Genomic DNA, 18,710 nt, shown 5'->3' with positions numbered 1-18,710 from the left:
TCATAGCCATAGATCATCCCCGGATACGAATCAGATGCAGTGTGATGCACAAAGTTTTTTATGTATAAGGTGAGCATTGGTGTATTTATAGTATATAAAAAAAGCCCGACTCTTTTGCAAGAATCGGACTTTTACAACTTGTGTATTCAATACGTGTATTAGTCTACGATTTCAGCAGTGTCACCGTTTTTCACACCGGCTCCGTTCGCTTCATCCGTGTCAATATGCATATCCAAAGCAAAAGAATCGGACACACGTGCAAGAACATTTTCAAATACAAGGCCACGTTCGCCGCCAACACGTACTTTCAGCAACTGCTTGTCCTTAATGTCCCATTTAGCTGCATCGGATGTATGGAAATGGATATGGCGGGCTGCTACGATAACGCCTTCTTGCAGTTCCACTTCTCCGGCTGGTCCTTTCACTGTAATTCCTGGTGTACCATCAATGCTACCGGATTCGCGTACAGGTGCCTTTACACCAATAGCAAAGGAATCTGTGCGAGAGATTTCCAGTTGGGAAGCTGGACGAGCTGGTCCCAAAATGCGAACCTTATCAAATTGGCCTTTAGGACCAATTACAGCTACCGTTTCATTTGCGGCAAATTGTCCTGGTTGGGACAAAGGTTTAAATTCAGTCAATTGATAGCCTGCTCCGAACAAGATTTCAATATGCTCTTGAGTCAGGTGAATATGACGGGCGGAAACGCCGACAGGTACGATTTTAGTCATCGTGTGGTCACTCCTTTTTCTCTATACAATACTTTACACATCTATGCTATTATACTCCTATTTCGACAAGAATGAAAAGGATAGCGCATAAAGTTCCCTTTTTCGCCCTAACCAGCCATACATATCGTCCATATAAAACTGGGATCAAACCGTCATTTTTGCAAACAGAAGAAAGAAAAGCATGATCTCAGCTACGATGAGATGAGGAACTACAATAAATATATTCAGAATAAACAGCGCACAGAGGATTCCAGTTAAGAAAAGAATGACTCTGAGACGAGGTTTAAGATGACTCAATCTGTACTGATGGAATACCAGCAAAACTGACAAAAAATAAATAAAAACAGAAGCAAAAGTAAAGCAAAGCACAAAAGTATAGGCTGCTTGCCCTAAAAATAAGAGCTGTATGGAAGCCGCAAGCATGCTAAGAGAAAGATAAATAAACAAATGACCATAGATAATAGTCTGTCCTGCTGTTTGTTTGGATTTGTCTACGCGCTTCTCTATATTCTCAAAATATTGCCACCAGATTGCGATGACCAATACAAATGTCAAAGCAGCAAAACCAATGGAAGAGATCGTGAAATGATCGGATTGTAAAACAGAAAGTATACTTATCACTGATTCTCCAAGCAGGATTAAGGTGAACTGTGCAAAACGCTCCAAAAGATGCTCTGTATGGATAGGTGTGATCACCAATTTTTTACGACCGATTAATGGAACGAGGATATCAACCGCAATGCCAATATACAAAATTAAATATCGAACCCACGAGTCGAAGAAAAGGGAGAAGCTAGAGATTACGATCCCAACCCAAAGATAGGTTCCAAAAAAACGAGCTGTTTCCTGTTTATGAGCCGTTTCCTTGGGGGCCAAAAGCAAATATTGAACGACAGTCAAACCTCTTAAGCCAATATAGCCAACAAAAAAAGATACATAATACGCATCAAAATCTATATTAAGACTAGCAGTCATGATTAACACAAAAAATAATTGCAAAATCATAAAAATTCGGTGCATTATACTGTCTTGACCAAAACGATTGTTATAGACTGTTTGCCCCACCCATGCCCACCAGATCGGAATAAAAATCAAAATAAACTTCTCTAAATTATGCCAACCAACACTACCATGCTCAACATGTAGTAAAACATGAGTCGCCTTGGAGACAGCTGCTACAAACAATAAATCATAAAAGAGTTCAAGCCAGGTAACCTTTTTTATCAGCATTATGTAACGGAGCTCCCCTCTAGTATGGCGGTATAGCATGGTGCTTTCAGGCTCGCTTCTACGTATGCCCAATTTCGGAAAGCGTTATTTTAGCACCATGCAATCCTCGGATGCTCCAATTATTTCGTAATCGTTCTCGCTTTGTCAAGAAAATGCTCAGCCGAAAACAACTGCGATATTAAGCTATTTAGGACAACATTTTAGATGGCAGATTTGTTCTTAAATAGTCCAGTGCATGTTCTCCAAGCCATCCCTTGACCAGCTCCTCAGAGTAATGTTTCAGCAGTAGTTCTGCAAAAGCCGGATATTTCCCCGCGTGCTCCAGTCCTCTCACATGGGCCTCGATACCGTCAAAATCAGAGCCGAACATCAAATGTCTTTCGCCACCCAATGAACAAATGTGCTCAATGTGCGGTAACAGATCCTCAGCGTGTACTGTACCCTGCTCTTTCAGAAACATCGTGACAAAGGTCAACCCAATTCGTCCGTTACGGGCAATCAGTGCCCGAATCTGTTCGTCCCGCAAGTTACGGGGATGAGCACATCTCGCAAAGGCGTTCGAATGCGAAGCGATGGGCGGTAAGGCCGCCTCCTCCATCACTTCCCAAAAGCCTTGTAAGGACAAGTGTGATACATCTAGCAGCAGTCCCAGACTATTACACCGATTGACCAAATCACGTCCCTTGCGGGTTAGACCACCACCTCTAAGCTCCATAATGCCATCAGCTGCCCAATTTGCATAATTCCACGTCAGCCCGATCAACCGTATTCCCAATGCATAGCACACATCCGCATAAAACGGGTTTCCTTCCAGCGCATCTACCCCTTCAAGTGAGAGTAAAGCCCAAGGTGACTCTGTATGATTCGTTCCATTACCATCCCAATTCCTTATCTTTCCAGCTTGCTTCTCTACGTCTGTCTGGTGTACTTGCTCCATTTGACGTGCAGCGGACATATTTTTAAATGCTGCCAATTCCTCTCTCCATAGCAAAGGTTTTAACCCGCCTGAGGTAGAAGTCACATGCTGCCTGAACAGTTCAATTTGACGAACCACATGCTCAAATTTTGGCGTACCCAATACCTGTGAAATATATATAGCGAACGTTTGCAACTTTACGTTGCCTTCTAGCAAACGCTCTTTTGTGACATCAAGCGATGAATGACTGAAATCTACCTGCGAATCGAGTTGCATTTTACATAACACGTCGCAGTGAAGATCAACAACTGGCCAATTCGCTTCAAACTTATCATTCATGCACTATACCCCCATTGGATTAAAGCCCACAAATTTATTTTGAAAACCATAGTAATTAAACCACAAAGCAAAAAAGCCCGTTTACAAAACGTAAACAGGCTCAGGCAACTTCCATTTATTATCTTGGCTCTACAATCAATTTGATCGCAGTCCGATCTTCTCCATCAATAACAATGTCTGTAAAAGCAGGAATACAAATCAAATCCACTCCGCTTGGTGCGACAAATCCCCGGGCAATGGCTACCGCTTTAATGGCTTGGTTTAGTGCACCCGCTCCAATCGCCTGTAATTCTGCATTTCCGCGTTCACGCAGTACTCCTGCGAGTGCGCCTGCAACTGAATTGGGATTGGATTTTGCTGATACTTTTAATACATCCATAGTAAGTACCTCCCCTGGGAATGATGATGGTTTGATTCCACTATTAGATGTTATTCGAGGGTCAGCAAAAAATTCCTGCTTTTTGGTGACAGTTTTCCTTATTCTTTCCTTAAGTAGCTCACAACAAAGTTAATCCATCCGCCATTCGTCTTCTTTAAGCCTGATTTTCTGAATTTTACGGGCTTTCCCATCGTCATCATTGAGCTCTACGCTGATGGCATGAAAGTGCCATTTGCCCATGTCCACTTGAAAGCGTACCGGAAGCTGGGTCTGAAATTTCTGTAATACAGCCTCTTTCTGCATACCAAGCACGCCCTCATAAGGACCTACCATTCCCGCATCTGTCTGATACGCAGTTCCTTGTGGCAAAATCGTATCGTCATTACTTTGTACGTGTGTATGTGTTCCTACCACGATTGATGCACGTCCATCCAGATGCCAGCCCATGGCAATTTTTTCGGAAGTGGCTTCAGCGTGAAAATCTACTAGAATATGTTTATGTTTTTTGCGCAGCTCGTCTACAATTTCATCTGCTGCCCGAAATGGACAGTCAATAGCTGGCAAAAAGGTTCTACCTTGCAGGTTAACAATGGCTAGTTCCTTACCTCCACCTTTTACAACAGTATAACCCCGACCGGGTGTCCCTGGTGGAAAGTTAGCCGGACGGATGATCCGCGGCTCATCATCTATAAAATCAAATATTTCCTTATTGTCCCATGTATGATTGCCCATCGTAATCCCATGAACGCCCCAATCAAAAAACTCTCTAGCGATGGCTTGAGTAATTCCTCTTCCCGAAGCTGCATTTTCTCCGTTCACAATAATAACATGCGGGTTGTATTTTGATTTTAGCGAAGGGAGATTCTCCCTCAGTGCCTTTCTGCCTACACTGCCGACGATGTCTCCAATAAATAATACGTTGATAGAAAACCCTCCCTAGTCTGCCTTACATAATGAAAAGTGGCCCTACAAGCAGCGGCCACTTTTCATTGAAATGCTTTTATTTTGCGTATTCTACCGCACGGGTCTCGCGAATAACGGTAACCTTAATATGCCCTGGATAATCCAGTTCATTCTCAATCGTTTTCGTAATATCGCGGGCCAGTCGGAATGCTTCCGCATCATCAATTTTCTCTGGCTGTACCATGACACGAACTTCGCGTCCGGCTTGAATTGCGTATGATTTTTCAACGCCTTCAAAAGACTCGGAGATGCGTTCCAGCTTCTCAAGACGACGGATATACGTCTCAAGCGTTTCACGCCGCGCTCCCGGTCTTGCTGCTGACAGAGCATCTGCCGCCCCAACTAGCATGGCGATCACTGAAGTCGCTTCGCAGTCGCCGTGATGTGAAGCAATGCTGTTGATAACGACCGGGTGTTCCTTGTACTTCTTCGCCAGTTCCACGCCAATTTCAACGTGTGATCCTTCCACTTCATGATCCAGCGCCTTCCCGATGTCATGTAGCAAGCCTGCCCGTCTTGCCAGTACAACGTCCTCGCCCAGTTCCCCGGCCATCAGACCTGTCAAGTATGCAACTTCCATCGAGTGCTTCAATACGTTCTGTCCGTAACTCGTACGGAACTTAAGACGTCCCAAGATCTTGATCAAATCCGGATGCAAGCTATGCACACCCACTTCAAAGGTAGCCTGTTCACCATACTCACGGATTCGTTCGTCCACCTCTTTACGGGATTTTTCCACCATCTCTTCAATACGAGCCGGATGTATCCGTCCGTCCGCTACGAGCTTCTCAAGAGCAGTACGCGCAATCTCTCTACGAATCGGATCAAATCCGGACAATATAACAGCTTCCGGCGTATCATCAATAATGAGGTCGATTCCAGTAAGGGTTTCAAGTGCACGAATGTTACGGCCTTCGCGTCCGATAATCCGGCCTTTCATTTCTTCGTTCGGCAATGTCACAACAGAAACCGTCGTTTCTGCTACATGATCTGCCGCACAGCGTTGGATGGCCAGTGTGATGATTTCACGGGACTTTTTGTCCGCTTCTTCTTTGGCCTGCTGTTCAATTTCCTTAATCATCTGAGCTGTTTCATGACGAACTTCCTGCTCTACGTTGGTCAGAATAATACTTCTTGCATCCTCCATCGTAAGATTAGAAATACGCTCCAACTCAGTTACCTGGCTCTTGTAAATCAAATCAATTTGCTGCTGGGTTTCATCGATTCGTTTCTCTTTGTTGGCCACTTGTTCTTCTTTGCGTTCCAGCGATTCCAATTTTTTATCCAGCGATTCTTCTTTTTGCAGCAATCTTCGTTCCTGTCGTTGAATTTCATTGCGACGTTCACGAGTTTCTTTTTCAGCTTCGGCACGGATGCGATGAATTTCATCTTTTGCTTCCAATACCGTTTCCTTCTTCAGCGCTTCTGCCTCTTTTTTCGCGTTCTCCACGATTTGCGCGGCAGCTTCTTCCGCACTGGAGATCTTAGCTTCTGCAATAGATTTGCGAATAAAATAACCAATCCCGAACCCAAAGAATAACGCGGCTACAGCAACGAGAACGAACCAGATCGCAGTCATCATACTGTTCACCTCCCCGTTGGTTCCTCCAAGGCATTCCTTGGGACTTTTTGAAATTGTCACATTTACTTTGATCGTCAAACTAAGATAACGACTCAAGGTCGCTTCATTTCATATGCACATGCTTTCACACGTACAATTCCGCCTGGCATAGCGGCATCACTTGTTATTTGGCGATGAGAACTTTACCGTGGATTCCGCTTTTTTGGAAGGAAAAAGGGCACTCCACAAATATCGTTTCATATATATTTTATTATTTGACAAATGGCATTGTCAAGGGAATGCAAACATTAGTAGACTACCGTGCAGCTGTCCATATCATAATCAGCTCATCTAGCCAGAAGTTCAGCTACCGTTTTGCAACTTATTCCTCCCAATGCAGTAATTCCTCGTCATCGAAAGCTCCGTCTTGCTCAGCCGCACTGAGATGATTGACCACGCGGCGTGTCATATCCCCCGAATATCCGCGTCTCATAAGAAACGGAAATGTTTTCCTTTTTTTATCCATTATATCACCACGTACCTGATTCCATTTTTTACGTCCAATCGACAATGCACTCTCCCACTCCTCATTGTCAGTGATCTCACCTAATGCTTCCCCGATAGAAGCTTTAGAGATGCCCTTCTGACGAAGTTCTTGTCTGATCCACATCTTACCCTTACGTTGGCTTGTTATACGCTGTCTTGCCCACTGACGGGCGTATAAATCATCATCTACAAGCTTCTCCCGTTGCAATCGCACCAATATCTCATCAATAACAGTCTGATCCACTTCCTTTTGCGCTAAACGCTGGGCAATTTCCTGACGTGTACGAGGCTTTTGCCCCAAATAGCGCAGCGCATGTACATAAGCCTGTTGTTTTTCATCTGCCAGAACGATATCTTCTAGTTCTTTTTTGACGAATGACGTTCCTTTGAACATGTTGTACTTGATCATTACATCTTCCAATACAGACAGTGAATATGGACCAAAATGAATGATGTATCTTCCACGGTTGCGTCTCTGCCCCTGCTCCACTCTAGTAATCATCAATTCCTCATGATCTGGAAAAAGAGAAATCCCTTGCTGTTTATCTTCTTCCGAAGTGTATTCATCTTTATCGTCCAACTGCACTATGTTTCCCTCACTTTGAAATTCACGAAAGCAGCCTATGATCACCTGCTACGCAAAAGTTAGATTCTGCTGACAAAGCAGACTGTATTTGATGCAAAAATGCCCTGCACAACTGTGCAGGGCATCAGAATTATGCTATTCAAACGGACTGTACCATAATCCCTAGGCTACAGTTCACATGACAGATCAAAAGCGAAGTCTCAGGCAAGCTTATTCAAGCTCCAGCAATTCCTGTTCTTCCTTGGCCTCCTGCGCTAACTCTTCTTCTGTCGGTGGAGCAATTGTTGTAATCAAATTACTGGCCACCCGGATTTTTTGCTCGATCGTACTAGCAATGTTCGGATTTTCCTTCAAAAATTGCTTTGCATTCTCACGTCCCTGACCAAGGCGCTCGCCTTCGTAGGAATACCAAGCTCCGCTCTTGTCGACAATGTCATGCTCCGTACCGATGTCAATCAAGCTTCCTTCTTTGGAAATACCCTCACCGTACATAATATCCACTTCGGCCTGACGGAAAGGAGGCGCAACTTTGTTCTTCACGACTTTAATACGTGTGCGGTTACCCACGATGTCGTTACCCATTTTCAAGCTTTCGATACGACGAACATCCAAACGTACCGTAGAGTAAAACTTCAAAGCACGTCCACCTGGTGTAGTTTCAGGGTTACCGAACATAACACCTACTTTTTCACGGAGCTGGTTGATAAAGATAGCAATGGTTTTCGATTTATTAATGGCTCCAGACAGCTTACGTAATGCCTGTGACATCAAACGCGCTTGAAGACCGACATGGGAATCTCCCATTTCGCCTTCAATCTCTGCCTTCGGTACAAGTGCCGCTACAGAGTCTATGACGATAATATCCACTGCCCCACTACGCACAAGAGCTTCGGCAATCTCCAATGCCTGCTCACCTGTATCTGGTTGCGATAGTAACAACTCATCAATATTGACACCCAGCTTGCTCGCATACGACGGATCAAGCGCATGCTCGGCATCGATAAAGGCGGCTTGTCCGCCTGTTTTTTGCACCTCTGCGATAGCATGAAGAGCTACTGTCGTTTTACCGGATGATTCCGGTCCATATACTTCAATAATCCGGCCTCTTGGAAAGCCGCCCGTTCCTAACGCAATATCCAAAGCAATCGAACCACTGGGGATTGTTTCCACTTGCATGTGGGTAGACTCACCCAACTTCATAATGGAACCTTTACCAAATTGCTTTTCTATTTGACGGAGCGCCATATCCAGCGCAGCACGACGATCTGACAATAAACTCACATCCTTCATTGTTTGTACTTTAATAATACCTTGTTTTGACACGCTTGCCAAGCATTTTTTCGAACATACATTCGTTTTTTTATTTCCCACAACTCTCTTCTATAATTAAACCTTTCTCATAAAACGAAAAAAGAACCGCTAGCAAAAAGCTTTGCAACGGTTCTTCCGATAAGGAGATTATATCATGGATATCTATCTAAAACAACTCATCGATAATTAAGAGAGTTTCTCGTTCTCTACCAATCGACGCCACAATCTGTACAAGATAGCTTTGACGGATCGCAAGCGAATGGTCTCACGGTTACCGCTTAAATTTAGCTCATATACCTCCGTTTCCTTGTCACGCTGAGCAATACCAATATACACCAGACCGACTGGCTTCCGCTCGGAATATCCGGGCCCAGCTACACCAGTAACGGAAAGTCCGAAATCACTGTCCATAATCATTCTTGCCTGCTCTGCAAGCACAAGGGCTACTTCCTTACTCACTGCGCCTGGCGCATGATCGCCTTCCAAATAATCATAGGGCACATTGAGCAATTTCATCTTCATTTCATTGGAATAACACACGATGCCACCTTGAAACATAACAGCACTGCCAGGTATAGAAGTGATGTGTTCCATCAGCATACCGCCTGTACAGCTTTCCGCCGCACTCACAGTGAGTCCGCGTTTGGCCATTAAATCTACAATCACCTTCTCCAGCGTAACATCTTCACTTGCATACATATATTCGGAAAGACGTTGTTGAATTTGTACTTCCGTGGCAGTCAGCTTAATTAAAGCTTCACTCTCACTGGCCGCCTTGGTGGATATACGGATCGTAACTTCCCCTTCCTTGGCATAAGGAGCAATCGTGGGGTCCGTCTGGGATTGGATCAGATCTAGCAAGCGAGTTTCAAGAGCTGACTCACCGATCCCTGCAAATTTTAGCATTTTCGAATAAATCGGCATCTCCTCACCGCTCAATGCCTGCTGAAGCAACCATGGTTTAGCATGATTTGCAAACATAGGTTTAAGCTCCTTAGGCGGTCCGGGCAAAACCACATAAAATTTACCGTCCTGTGCAATCGCATCCCCTATAGCTAAACCTGTCTCATTTTCAAGCGGAGTGGCTCCTTCAATAGAAAGCGCCTGCCGGCGGTTATTCTCGGTCATTTCGACCCCGCGGTTCCGGAAAAACTGATCAAGCTTGTCCATGGCAAGACGATCTATCTGCAATTTCCGCCCCAATACAGCCGCTATCGCATCTTTTGTCAAATCGTCCTGAGTTGGTCCCAGCCCACCAGAAAACAAAATAATATCCGCACGCTTCTGAGCAAGTCGTACCGCTTCCTGAAGTCGATCCATGTTATCGCCAACTACAGTCTGAAAATATACATCAATTCCGATTGTAGCTAGCTCTTGTGATAAATATTGGGCATTTGTATTTACTATTTGTCCAAGTAATAACTCTGTTCCTACTGCAATGATTTCAGCTTTCATCAATTCGTCCTCCTATGATGCGTATATTGTGGGAATTATGTAAAGAAACAGCAATAAGTTAAGTCCCTATTGCTGTTTCCATAAGATTTATCCTGTTACACTTTAGAGGAGCTCAGCAAATGGATATTCTTCACAAAGTAATCAATACCCGAATAAATGGTGATTAACACAGCTGCCCATATCGCTATTAAATCAAACGGAATACCCAGAAAAACAAACGGGAAATTATTAATGAGCAGTGCTACAATAGCAACGATCTGGATGATCGTCTTTAATTTCCCCCAATTGCTTGCAGCAACCACAGAGCCATCCAATAAAGCGATCTGTCTTAGACCCGTAACCGCAAACTCACGACTGACAATCACAACAACAACCCATGAATCAATTTTTCCCATTTCTACCAAAGAAACCAAAATAGCAGTTACCAACAGCTTATCAGCAAGGGGGTCCAACAGCTTGCCCAAATTGGTGACCATATTATTTTTACGAGCCAAATATCCGTCAAGGCCGTCTGTGCTGGCTGCTACAAGGAAAATAATAGCCGCAATCAGCTGATTATACGGCAGCTTGAAAGCACCGATCTCAATTGGTGGCGGATAAAAACCAAAATCCACCAGCAAAGCCAGCATCATCACCGGGATAAGGCAAATCCGCGTTATTGTAATTCTGTTGGGTAAATTCACAACACACTCTCCCCTGATTATCGTACTTGATTACAAATGGCAGCTTTCAGATTGAAATCAATCCTATGTAAAATCGCTTTCGACGAGCGTTATACACCTCAATGTCTGCATTTTCGTTACAAGTATAATATGGCGCAAAACGCATGTCAAAATAACCTGCTGCACATCAAGCAACGTTTAGTCCTACAAAATCTATGAGAGAAAACGGCTTATTTCATGTTTGTAAATTGAAGCTCCAACGGCAGATCAGCTTTCCGCAGCAATTGAATAATGGCCTGTAGGTCATCCCTATTTTTTCCAGTTACTCGAATTTGATCACCTTGAATCTGACTTTTCACTTTTAGCTTGGAATCCCGAATAAGGATATTAATTTTTTTTGCGTTATCCTGATCAATTCCCTGCTTAAGAGAAAGACGCTGACGCACTGAACCTAAAGAGGCTGGTTCCAATTTTCCAAATTCCACATTTTTAAGGGATAGACCTCGTTTGACCATTTTAGATTGCAAAATATCAATCACCGCATTCAGCTTGTATTCATCTTCCGATGCAATCGTAAGAGCATCTTTCTCAAGCTTGAGGCTACTTTTGCTCCCCTTGAAATCAAATCTCGTTTCAATTTCACGCTCCGTCTGATGAACCGCATTTGTTAACTCCTGCATATCCATTTTGGAGACGATATCAAATGAATTTTCTGAAGCCATCGTTTCACTTTCCTTTCCACAACAAAGTTCAATATCTAATTATAGGCTAGTCATTTACAAAAATCCAATAATCCGTTCACTAAAAAGGCGTTCTTGCCAGTTCCCCGACAAAAACGCCTTTATTTACAATTGCAGTTTAACATTTCTAATAGTGACTTCGTGTTGGATTTCTAAACATATCCAAAATTCCAAGCACAATGTGAGCAAGACCAAAGCCTAATATGCCATAGCCCCATGCATTCGGTGTTAGATAATAGCCCAGTAAACTGACAATAATCCCGAGCCCAGTCACAATCCAGCTGACGGTCATAACGTATACACCTCACTTTGCGGAAAATGAAATGACTGACTTTCCAAGAATTACAGTCATTAGTATTTCCCCGCAACAAGGCGTTTATTCACCATCAGTAGTTGTACTAGAATCTGTCCCACTTTGTGTAGTATCCGTACTACCATTTGTCGTCGTATCCGTTGAACCCGTCACCCCAGTACTCGCTCCAGTGGAAGAAGCTTCCCCTTGCTGTATCAACACCCGGGTCGTCGATTTATTATCGGTTATCGGTTGGCCGGCGACGGAAATATCCGTGGCAGAAGACCGTCCTGATTTGATATATAAGCCTTCTGGACCGATATCGAAAGACATGGCATCTCCACTTTTAGTCATACCATAGCTCAGCTTTTCTCCACGGGAATTTTGTCCCTTGTACACCTCAAGCCAGCTTTCGCCCGTTGCTTTAATATCAACCTTGACCGTGGCCCCCGTTGCACTGGAGACTTTGAAGATCGTCGTCTTGCCTTGCTTACCATCCTGAGCCACAGTTACTCCCTGCGCTGGCGTAGTCGTATCCGGCTGCTGACCAGGATTTGGAGTAGTCGCATCTGTAGTTCCCGTACCACTTGGCTGGGTTTCCCCGGTTTTTCCCGTATCAGGGGTCTGCCCGCCAGCACCATTTGGTGCCGTTGTCTGACCATTATTCGGTGTCGTAGTTGTATTTGGAGTAGACGTGTTTGGTGTCGTACTTGGCGTTGTGTTAGGTGTTGTACTTGGTGTACTTGGTGTTGTAATCGGCGTTGTATTTTCTGCTGTTTTTGGAGTGGAATGGTTGTTACTCACCCAATAAGCATAAATAACCCCAACAATGAGAACTAGAAAAAGCCACATTAACGCTGTAGGCAACCATTTAAGATTGCCGATCGTCGCGGGACGGCTGGAGCGTTTTTGTGTAACAGGCTCCATGACTGCTTCCGGTTCAGGTTCAGGCACATTGCTTTGGTGCCCTTCCAGAAGCTCATCGGGATTCAACCCAACCGTTTCGGCGTATGTTTTAATAAAAGCTCTGACATAAAAGCTTCCCGGCAGCACTTTGTAATCGCCCGTCTCAATGGCTTCCAGATAACGTTTGCGTATCTTCGTCATTTCCTGAACATCGTCAAGGCTCAATCCTTTTTGCAGCCGGGCCTCCTTTAATTGCTGACCCAGTTCTGACATGTCATCATCTCCTTGTGTAATTACACTTATTTAAAGATCTTCTGTATAACTGGCTGTAAAGGTATCATAAATAATTTCCTCAGCCGGATTATTGCGAAGTTCAATAATGATATTGAAATCGTCAAAGCTGTATCCCGATTCACGCACAAATACATCAGGATGCTCAATCACTTTGGTACTTGGCATGCTCATAATTTCCTGAAGCAGGTGATAATGTCTTTCATTGGATCGAATGGTACTCACAATGCCGTCAATAATAAACACATTGTTGGGATTCATTTCTTCCTCAGAAAGCTGACTGCGTACCGTCTGTCGTAATAACGTCGACGACACAAAAGTCCAACGCTTCATTGCACATACACTACTGGCAATAATGGATTCCGTTTTACCAACACGCGGCATTCCGCGAAGACCGATTACCTGATTGCCATCCCTCTTTAATACTTCACCCAAAAAATCGACCAGCAACCCAAGCTCATCACGTGTAAAACGGAAAGTTTTACGATCATCCGAATCCCGATCGATGTAACGGCCGTGTCTTACTGCCAATATATCGACCAGTCTCGGAGCACGTAAGGCCGTGACTGTAATGTTGCTGGCTTTTTTCAACGTATCTCCGAGAATGCGTATTTTCTCGTCATCGTCTGTTTCGAGAAGCATCCCCCGTCTTTCGCCTTCAACACCGTTAATCGTCAGTATATTAACCCCCAGAATACCAAGCATGGAAGCAATGTCCCCCAGCAGTCCGGGTCGATTTTTATGTATCTTGTATTCCATGTACCACTGTTTTGTCTCTTCCGTCACGTTAGCACCTCATTCACATTCAAACCGTCAACAATGCCAAATCAAAGCCTTATTGTATCATAAGATAGCATCATTCGACAAAACCCAATTATTGAAATTCGATAGGCTACAGTGTGTTGTAAGCCTCAATCACGTTTATGATATATAAATTACAATGGAATTACAAGAACAGCTCTGTAACCATTACAGAAAAGCCCCCCAAAAGGGAGCTTTTCATGTTGGTTCCTACTTATGCGTTGCTCTTAGCTAATTTAACCATTAGCCGGGCGATGGTGTGACGTTCGTCCTCATCGGCAACTCCCCACAGTTCTTTCAGTGCGCGGTTGGAATGGTTAGCTGGATCGACCTTCTCATCCAGAAAATCACCGATTTCGTAAGCAAGCTCCGCAATGGTATCTTGACTGATTCCCAGCTTCTCTGCTTGCTCTACACGCTGACCAAGGAACTTTTTCCAAACATCAAAATTCTGAACAACTGTTGACATACTTAAATCCTCCTTAGATGATTCAGATTTAAAATCAACAGTTGTAATATGCTCTTCACAGACGCTTACTATACTGGTGGATTCCTCCAAGCGCTGTTTTCCTTACGTCACCCATCCTCCGTTAGGACTTATGACCTGGCCATTAATATAACCTGACTCAGGAAGCGCAAGAAAATAAACCAGGGACGATATTTCATCAGGCCGTGCCAATCGTCCAGCAGGGATTTCTTCTTCCAAACTGTTAATTTCGCCTGCATCCAAATGATCCAACATCGACGTGTCTACCGCCCCTGGAGCCACAGCATTCACGGTTACGCCAGAAGGCGCAACCTCTTGAGCCAGTGCTTTAGTGAAAGCGTTAATGCCTCCCTTGGTAGTGGAGTACAATACCTCGCACGAAGCTCCACATATGCCCCACACAGACGAAACATTCACAATACGGCCATAGCGTTGGGAAATCATATGCGGCATAAAAACCTGCGTACACAAAAAAGTTCCCTTAACATTCACGGCCATCACTTCGTCCCATTCCTCTTCCGATACATCTGAAAGCAGCCCATAATGAGATAATCCAGCATTATTCACTAGAATATCTGGCTTCAATCCGTGATTATCCAGCTTTTCCCGCATACGTTCAATCTGCTCCTTACTCCGCAGATCGGCTGAAACAGTCATTACCTTGCCTGAATAAGTCATGCAACGACGAGCAACTTCATTTGCTTTTTCATGGGACTTCATGTAGTGAATGACCACATTCATCCCTACTGCTGCAAAACGCTCGGCAATAGCCGCACCAATTCCACCACTTGCTCCTGTAATCAGCACAGTCGTATCGCCAATAGCCTTTAACTCTCCGCCCTCGGTGGTCATCGGTTCCCTCTCCCTGGACATTACGGACTCACCACCAGCGATATTGCCATTTGATCCCACTTTATATGATCTTTCAGACGACGGTTTACATCCTCAAGCGTGATACTTTCATAAACCGGAAGCAATTGAAAAAAATCACTGCCCCGGAAGCGATGTCTTGTAAACTCATGCGCAATATTTTCGGGAGAATTGAGAGTGCGTAGATAACCGCCGATCTTCTTTTTGCGCGCTCGTTCAAAATGTTCTGCTGCAAACCCCTGCTTCTGAATAGACTCTACCTCTTCTCGTATCCTAGCCAACAGCCGATCAGGGTCTTTGGTATCCCCGCCGATCGCAGAAAATGCATACTGTTGCGTACTATTGTACTCATGGCCAAAACTGTCCGAAATCAGGTCCTCATCGTAGAGCTTCTGATATAGCTGTGTACTGGAACCAAACAAGAGATCAAGCATCAGCTTGGTTTCCAGATCATGACGTAGCAAAGCTTCTCCCGTTAGACCTACTTCAGCCTCCTTGAATCCAAACAGCAACTTTGGCAAAGAAACAGCCAGCTTTACCTCATGACGCGGCTCTGCAACCGTTGTGGGTTCATCATCGAAAATCCGCTCGATCTCCCCCTGCGGCTTATAGTCTTTTTTCGCCTGATTATTACGTACCAATTCGATTACTTCGGCTGGATCCACTCCACCTACTACAAAAAGAATCATATTACTTGGATGGTAAAAAGCTTCATAGCAACTGTACAATGTTTCCTTCGTAATCGTACTGATGGATTGAATAGTACCTGCTATATCAATATGCACCGGATGGACCTTGTACAATGCCTCAATCAGACCAAAGTAACTCCGCCAGTCGGGGTTATCTTCATACATATTGATTTCCTGGCCTATAATGCCTTTTTCCTTCTCCACATTTTCATCTGTAAAGTAAGGATGCTGAACAAAGTTGACTAGTGTGGTCAAATTCTCTTGAATGCGTTCGGTTGCCGAAAACAGATATACGGTCTGATCAAAGCTCGTAAATGCGTTCGCCGATGCTCCATTAGAGGAAAAGGTAGCAAAAATATCGCCTTCGGGCTCTTCAAACATTTTATGCTCCAAAAAATGAGCTATGCCATCCGGCACCTTGACGGACTGTTGACCTTCTACCCGGAAATGATTATCAACCGAGCCATATTTAGTTGCAAATGTGGCATACGTCTTCTGAAAGCCCGGTTTGGGCAACACATAAACGTGCAAGCCATTATCCATTACTTCATAGTACAGCGTCTCCTGCAAGTGCTCATACGATATATGCTCCAACGCTATTCCCCCTTCTGGTCTCTCAAGAAATAAATAGTGTCCAGTCGGAACGTCCGGGCGGCATCCTGAACATCCTGCACCTTGACTGCCTCCACCTGGCTCAGCAGCTCCTCGACCGTCCGCTCTTTGCCGGAAAGCTGTCTGTTAAAATCATAGGCAATCATCTCAAAAGCGGAGTCCTGCATTTCCTTTAGCAAGTTGCGTATCATTGCCTGCGTTTGGGTCATTTCTAGCTCGGTAATTGCTCCATTTTGTGTATCTTCCAGTTGCTTGCGGATAATAGTAACCGCTTTTTCATAATTAGGAATTTCGATACCGGATTGTATTGTGCCAATGCCTTTATGCCCGTCATAGCGTGACGAAGCATAGTACGCCAAACTCTCCTTCTCCCTCACATTGACAAACAGCTTTGAATGCGGATACCCACCCAGAACGCCATTGTACATTAATGCAGAAGCATAACGTTCATCGCCATACGTAATAGAGGTTCGTAGCCCCATGTTGAGCTTGCCTTGGTTTACATCAAGACGCTCTACTATAGTTTGAACATCACGTTCTACCGATTTGGGCTGTTCAGGTACATATCCCGTTTCCGCCGAGCGGTTTAATTGAAAATAGCGATCCACAAACTTTTCAACTTCTTCCAGCGTGGTATCTCCCACGACGTATAAATCCATGCTGGCATTATTCAGCCAGTCTCCATAAGCCTCATACAAATTTTGTGCATTTATGCTGTCCAGATCTGATCGTTGACCAAGAGGATGCAGACGATAAGGCTCATCTTTGCACATCTCCTCCATACAGCGCTCCCCAGCATAACGTATTTTATCGTTAACTATAGATTCCAGCTTCTTACGAACATTTTCTCGTTCCTGCTGTACATATCCCGTTTGAAATGCACCGTTTTCCAATGCAGGCTTCGTCAGAACCTCTCCAAGGAAAGAAAACGAACGATCCAGCAAACTATCCGGACTGCTTACAAAGTTGTCATTAATTGTATCCATGCGAAATTGCACGATCTGATAATCTCCACGTTTATATACATCGAATCCAAAACCCGCACCATACAATTGTTCTAACTGCTCTCTAAATTGTGTAGTCTGCGGATACGATTCTGTACCCCGTCGCAGAACGAAAGGCACCAGTCCTACACGAGTTACAGTTTCCTCACGTAGCGGAGTACCTACATACAACGATATGGCGAACGTCTTAAAGCGCTTGGTGGGCAGTACATGAATCCTTAGTTGTCTGCGTGTGCCACGCTCGAAACCTGTTTTGTTCAAGTCCAAAACTCCTTTGTGACGTCAATTTGCGTCTAGCCTTTGATTAGCAATAGCTACTGTACATCTTTTTCCTGTAAAGAGGTAAAGTGTACCAATCTATATTTTAAACGTGCAAAAGCCAAGAAGCAACCGGAGACAAGCTCCCGGCTGCTTCGGCGTTTTACATGCAGAAAATATGTTCCCCGATGGTTTTCACCTGCGGACGGCTCCAAATCCATTTGGAGGTAGCTGTTTTAGGGTTAAAGTAATATAGACATCCTCCGCTTGGGTCCCAGCCGTTTAGGGCTTGACGTACCGCCTTTTGTGCAGTCTCATTCGGCGTGAGCCAGATTTGGCCGTCTGCTACAGCAGTGAAAGCCCCCGGCTGAAAGATTACCCCAGACGGTGTATTTGGAAAACTTGGCGACTTGACCCTGTTCAAAATAACAGCCGCCACGGCAACTTGTCCTTCAAACGGCTCACCGCGGGATTCACCATAGACCGCATTGGCCATGATTTTAAGATCGTTTTCAGACAGTCCCATGGTGTTGGCTGATCCCATCGTTTCCTCATTTTGATCAGATTTATCGTTTTTGTTCGCTGCCTGTCCCTGATCAGAACCTTGATTATTACGATGCATAGGCGTTTCCGTCGGCTTCCAGTGTGGAGTAGCATTCACCAGCTTTAATTTGGTTTTCGCACCAACCACTCCATCGGGTCTGATACCAAACTCCTTTTGAAAACCCTTTACAGCCTTTAGTGTACTGCTGCCAAAATGGCTGTCCACTTTTCCGCCAAAAAAACCCAGCAGCTTCAATCGTGATTGCAGTTCATATACATCCTGGCCATAAGAGCCAAAATCAACCGCTTCTGAACTGAATGTCGGCTGAACAGGCTGCGCCGCTGTTACTTTCTGCTGCGTGCTTGGCGACTCTACTCGCTGCTGTACAGAGTCGTTTTTAAAAAGTCCCGTGTACGTAATAGCCGAGGCTGCGAGGATACCCGTGCAAATCCAGACCATTGTTTTTTTCATATGCTGCGCTCTACCTTTCTTTTGTGGGATTAACAGGATGGCTACGTTTATTATGACAAGCTCCGC

19 protein-coding genes are annotated in these 18,710 nt (G+C 44.5%); all 19 read right to left on the bottom strand.

The annotated features are described in order from the left end of the window. Positions 1-158 precede the first annotated feature (158 nt). The 19 genes from pduL to sleB all read right to left on the bottom strand — a co-directional run bounded on the left by pduL (position 159) and on the right by sleB (position 18,644). Positions 159-731, bottom strand: a complete 573-nt coding sequence (gene pduL, locus MMB75_RS11095) for a phosphate propanoyltransferase (protein WP_016821010.1) — start codon at positions 729-731, stop codon at positions 159-161. Positions 732-875: 144 nt separating this feature from the next. Next, complete coding sequence (locus MMB75_RS11090) at positions 876-1,961, bottom strand: low temperature requirement protein A (RefSeq protein WP_031463338.1); 1,086 nt, start codon at positions 1,959-1,961, stop codon at positions 876-878. A 187-nt stretch (positions 1,962-2,148) separates the two neighbouring features. Then, the gene (locus tag MMB75_RS11085; RefSeq protein ID WP_045243844.1) at positions 2,149-3,216 is read right to left on the bottom strand and encodes a dipeptidase; all 1,068 of its coding nucleotides are present in this window, start codon (positions 3,214-3,216) and stop codon (positions 2,149-2,151) included. A gap of 118 nt (positions 3,217-3,334) precedes the next feature. Continuing rightward, on the bottom strand, positions 3,335-3,595 hold the full coding sequence (locus MMB75_RS11080; RefSeq protein ID WP_007430104.1) for a stage V sporulation protein S: 261 nt from the start codon (positions 3,593-3,595) through the stop codon (positions 3,335-3,337). Positions 3,596-3,724: 129 nt separating this feature from the next. Next, complete coding sequence (locus MMB75_RS11075) at positions 3,725-4,519, bottom strand: TIGR00282 family metallophosphoesterase (RefSeq protein ID WP_025364670.1); 795 nt, start codon at positions 4,517-4,519, stop codon at positions 3,725-3,727. A gap of 76 nt (positions 4,520-4,595) precedes the next feature. Continuing rightward, positions 4,596-6,140 (bottom strand): ribonuclease Y, encoded by a 1,545-nt coding sequence (rny, locus tag MMB75_RS11070; RefSeq protein WP_013309958.1) that lies wholly within the window; start codon positions 6,138-6,140, stop codon positions 4,596-4,598. Positions 6,141-6,501: 361 nt separating this feature from the next. Beyond that, complete coding sequence (locus MMB75_RS11065) at positions 6,502-7,251, bottom strand: regulatory protein RecX (protein WP_031463337.1); 750 nt, start codon at positions 7,249-7,251, stop codon at positions 6,502-6,504. Between the two features lie 210 nt (positions 7,252-7,461). Continuing rightward, complete coding sequence (recA, locus tag MMB75_RS11060) at positions 7,462-8,523, bottom strand: recombinase RecA (protein WP_025364668.1); 1,062 nt, start codon at positions 8,521-8,523, stop codon at positions 7,462-7,464. A 225-nt stretch (positions 8,524-8,748) separates the two neighbouring features. Then, positions 8,749-10,017 (bottom strand): competence/damage-inducible protein A, encoded by a 1,269-nt coding sequence (locus tag MMB75_RS11055; protein ID WP_016821004.1) that lies wholly within the window; start codon positions 10,015-10,017, stop codon positions 8,749-8,751. Positions 10,018-10,112: 95 nt separating this feature from the next. Next, complete coding sequence (gene pgsA / locus MMB75_RS11050; RefSeq protein ID WP_045243845.1) at positions 10,113-10,700, bottom strand: CDP-diacylglycerol--glycerol-3-phosphate 3-phosphatidyltransferase; 588 nt, start codon at positions 10,698-10,700, stop codon at positions 10,113-10,115. A gap of 209 nt (positions 10,701-10,909) precedes the next feature. Next, a complete protein-coding gene (locus MMB75_RS11045) occupies positions 10,910-11,401 on the bottom strand; it encodes a YajQ family cyclic di-GMP-binding protein (protein WP_013370750.1) in 492 nt (163 codons plus the stop codon). Positions 11,402-11,546: 145 nt separating this feature from the next. After that, a complete protein-coding gene (locus tag MMB75_RS11040; RefSeq protein ID WP_013370749.1) occupies positions 11,547-11,711 on the bottom strand; it encodes a hypothetical protein in 165 nt (54 codons plus the stop codon). An 84-nt stretch (positions 11,712-11,795) separates the two neighbouring features. After that, positions 11,796-12,890: a RodZ domain-containing protein gene (locus MMB75_RS11035; protein ID WP_045243846.1), complete on the bottom strand. Its 1,095-nt coding sequence runs from the start codon at positions 12,888-12,890 to the stop codon at positions 11,796-11,798. Between the two features lie 30 nt (positions 12,891-12,920). Then, complete coding sequence (locus tag MMB75_RS11030; protein WP_013370747.1) at positions 12,921-13,694, bottom strand: DUF3388 domain-containing protein; 774 nt, start codon at positions 13,692-13,694, stop codon at positions 12,921-12,923. A gap of 229 nt (positions 13,695-13,923) precedes the next feature. Next, positions 13,924-14,178: a DUF3243 domain-containing protein gene (locus MMB75_RS11025; protein ID WP_016821001.1), complete on the bottom strand. Its 255-nt coding sequence runs from the start codon at positions 14,176-14,178 to the stop codon at positions 13,924-13,926. 102 nt (positions 14,179-14,280) lie between these two features. Next, positions 14,281-15,048: an elongation factor P 5-aminopentanone reductase gene (ymfI, locus tag MMB75_RS11020; protein ID WP_019687012.1), complete on the bottom strand. Its 768-nt coding sequence runs from the start codon at positions 15,046-15,048 to the stop codon at positions 14,281-14,283. Positions 15,049-15,068: 20 nt separating this feature from the next. After that, entirely contained in the window at positions 15,069-16,349 is a 1,281-nt protein-coding gene (yfmH, locus tag MMB75_RS11015) for an EF-P 5-aminopentanol modification-associated protein YfmH (protein ID WP_019687011.1), read from the bottom strand. A gap of 2 nt (positions 16,350-16,351) precedes the next feature. Beyond that, positions 16,352-17,632, bottom strand: a complete 1,281-nt coding sequence (yfmF, locus tag MMB75_RS11010) for an EF-P 5-aminopentanol modification-associated protein YfmF (protein ID WP_045243847.1) — start codon at positions 17,630-17,632, stop codon at positions 16,352-16,354. 160 nt (positions 17,633-17,792) lie between these two features. Beyond that, entirely contained in the window at positions 17,793-18,644 is an 852-nt protein-coding gene (gene sleB / locus MMB75_RS11005) for a spore cortex-lytic enzyme (RefSeq protein ID WP_017427950.1), read from the bottom strand. Positions 18,645-18,710 lie beyond the last annotated feature (66 nt).

The sequence above is a fragment of the Paenibacillus sp. P2(2022) genome (assembly GCF_029522175.1).
Taxonomy (GTDB): Bacteria; Bacillota; Bacilli; order Paenibacillales; family Paenibacillaceae; genus Paenibacillus; species Paenibacillus polymyxa.
Note: the sequence above shows the minus strand (reverse complement) of the source record. Positions and strands in the feature narration are given on the sequence as shown.

What these genes read in the sequence shown, in the direction of transcription:
- pduL (WP_016821010.1), bottom strand. Translation starts at nt 731, where the DNA reads ATGACTAAAATCGTACCTGTCGGCGTTTCCGCCCGTCATATTCACCTG.
- MMB75_RS11090 (WP_031463338.1), bottom strand. Translation starts at nt 1,961, where the DNA reads ATGCTGATAAAAAAGGTTACCTGGCTTGAACTCTTTTATGATTTATTG.
- MMB75_RS11085 (WP_045243844.1), bottom strand. Translation starts at nt 3,216, where the DNA reads ATGAATGATAAGTTTGAAGCGAATTGGCCAGTTGTTGATCTTCACTGC.
- MMB75_RS11080 (WP_007430104.1), bottom strand. Translation starts at nt 3,595, where the DNA reads ATGGATGTATTAAAAGTATCAGCAAAATCCAATCCCAATTCAGTTGCA.
- rny (WP_013309958.1), bottom strand. Translation starts at nt 6,140, where the DNA reads ATGATGACTGCGATCTGGTTCGTTCTCGTTGCTGTAGCCGCGTTATTC.
- MMB75_RS11055 (WP_016821004.1), bottom strand. Translation starts at nt 10,017, where the DNA reads ATGAAAGCTGAAATCATTGCAGTAGGAACAGAGTTATTACTTGGACAA.
- MMB75_RS11045 (WP_013370750.1), bottom strand. Translation starts at nt 11,401, where the DNA reads ATGGCTTCAGAAAATTCATTTGATATCGTCTCCAAAATGGATATGCAG.
- MMB75_RS11040 (WP_013370749.1), bottom strand. Translation starts at nt 11,711, where the DNA reads ATGACCGTCAGCTGGATTGTGACTGGGCTCGGGATTATTGTCAGTTTA.
- MMB75_RS11035 (WP_045243846.1), bottom strand. Translation starts at nt 12,890, where the DNA reads ATGTCAGAACTGGGTCAGCAATTAAAGGAGGCCCGGCTGCAAAAAGGA.
- MMB75_RS11025 (WP_016821001.1), bottom strand. Translation starts at nt 14,178, where the DNA reads ATGTCAACAGTTGTTCAGAATTTTGATGTTTGGAAAAAGTTCCTTGGT.
- ymfI (WP_019687012.1), bottom strand. Translation starts at nt 15,048, where the DNA reads ATGACCACCGAGGGCGGAGAGTTAAAGGCTATTGGCGATACGACTGTG.
- sleB (WP_017427950.1), bottom strand. Translation starts at nt 18,644, where the DNA reads ATGAAAAAAACAATGGTCTGGATTTGCACGGGTATCCTCGCAGCCTCG.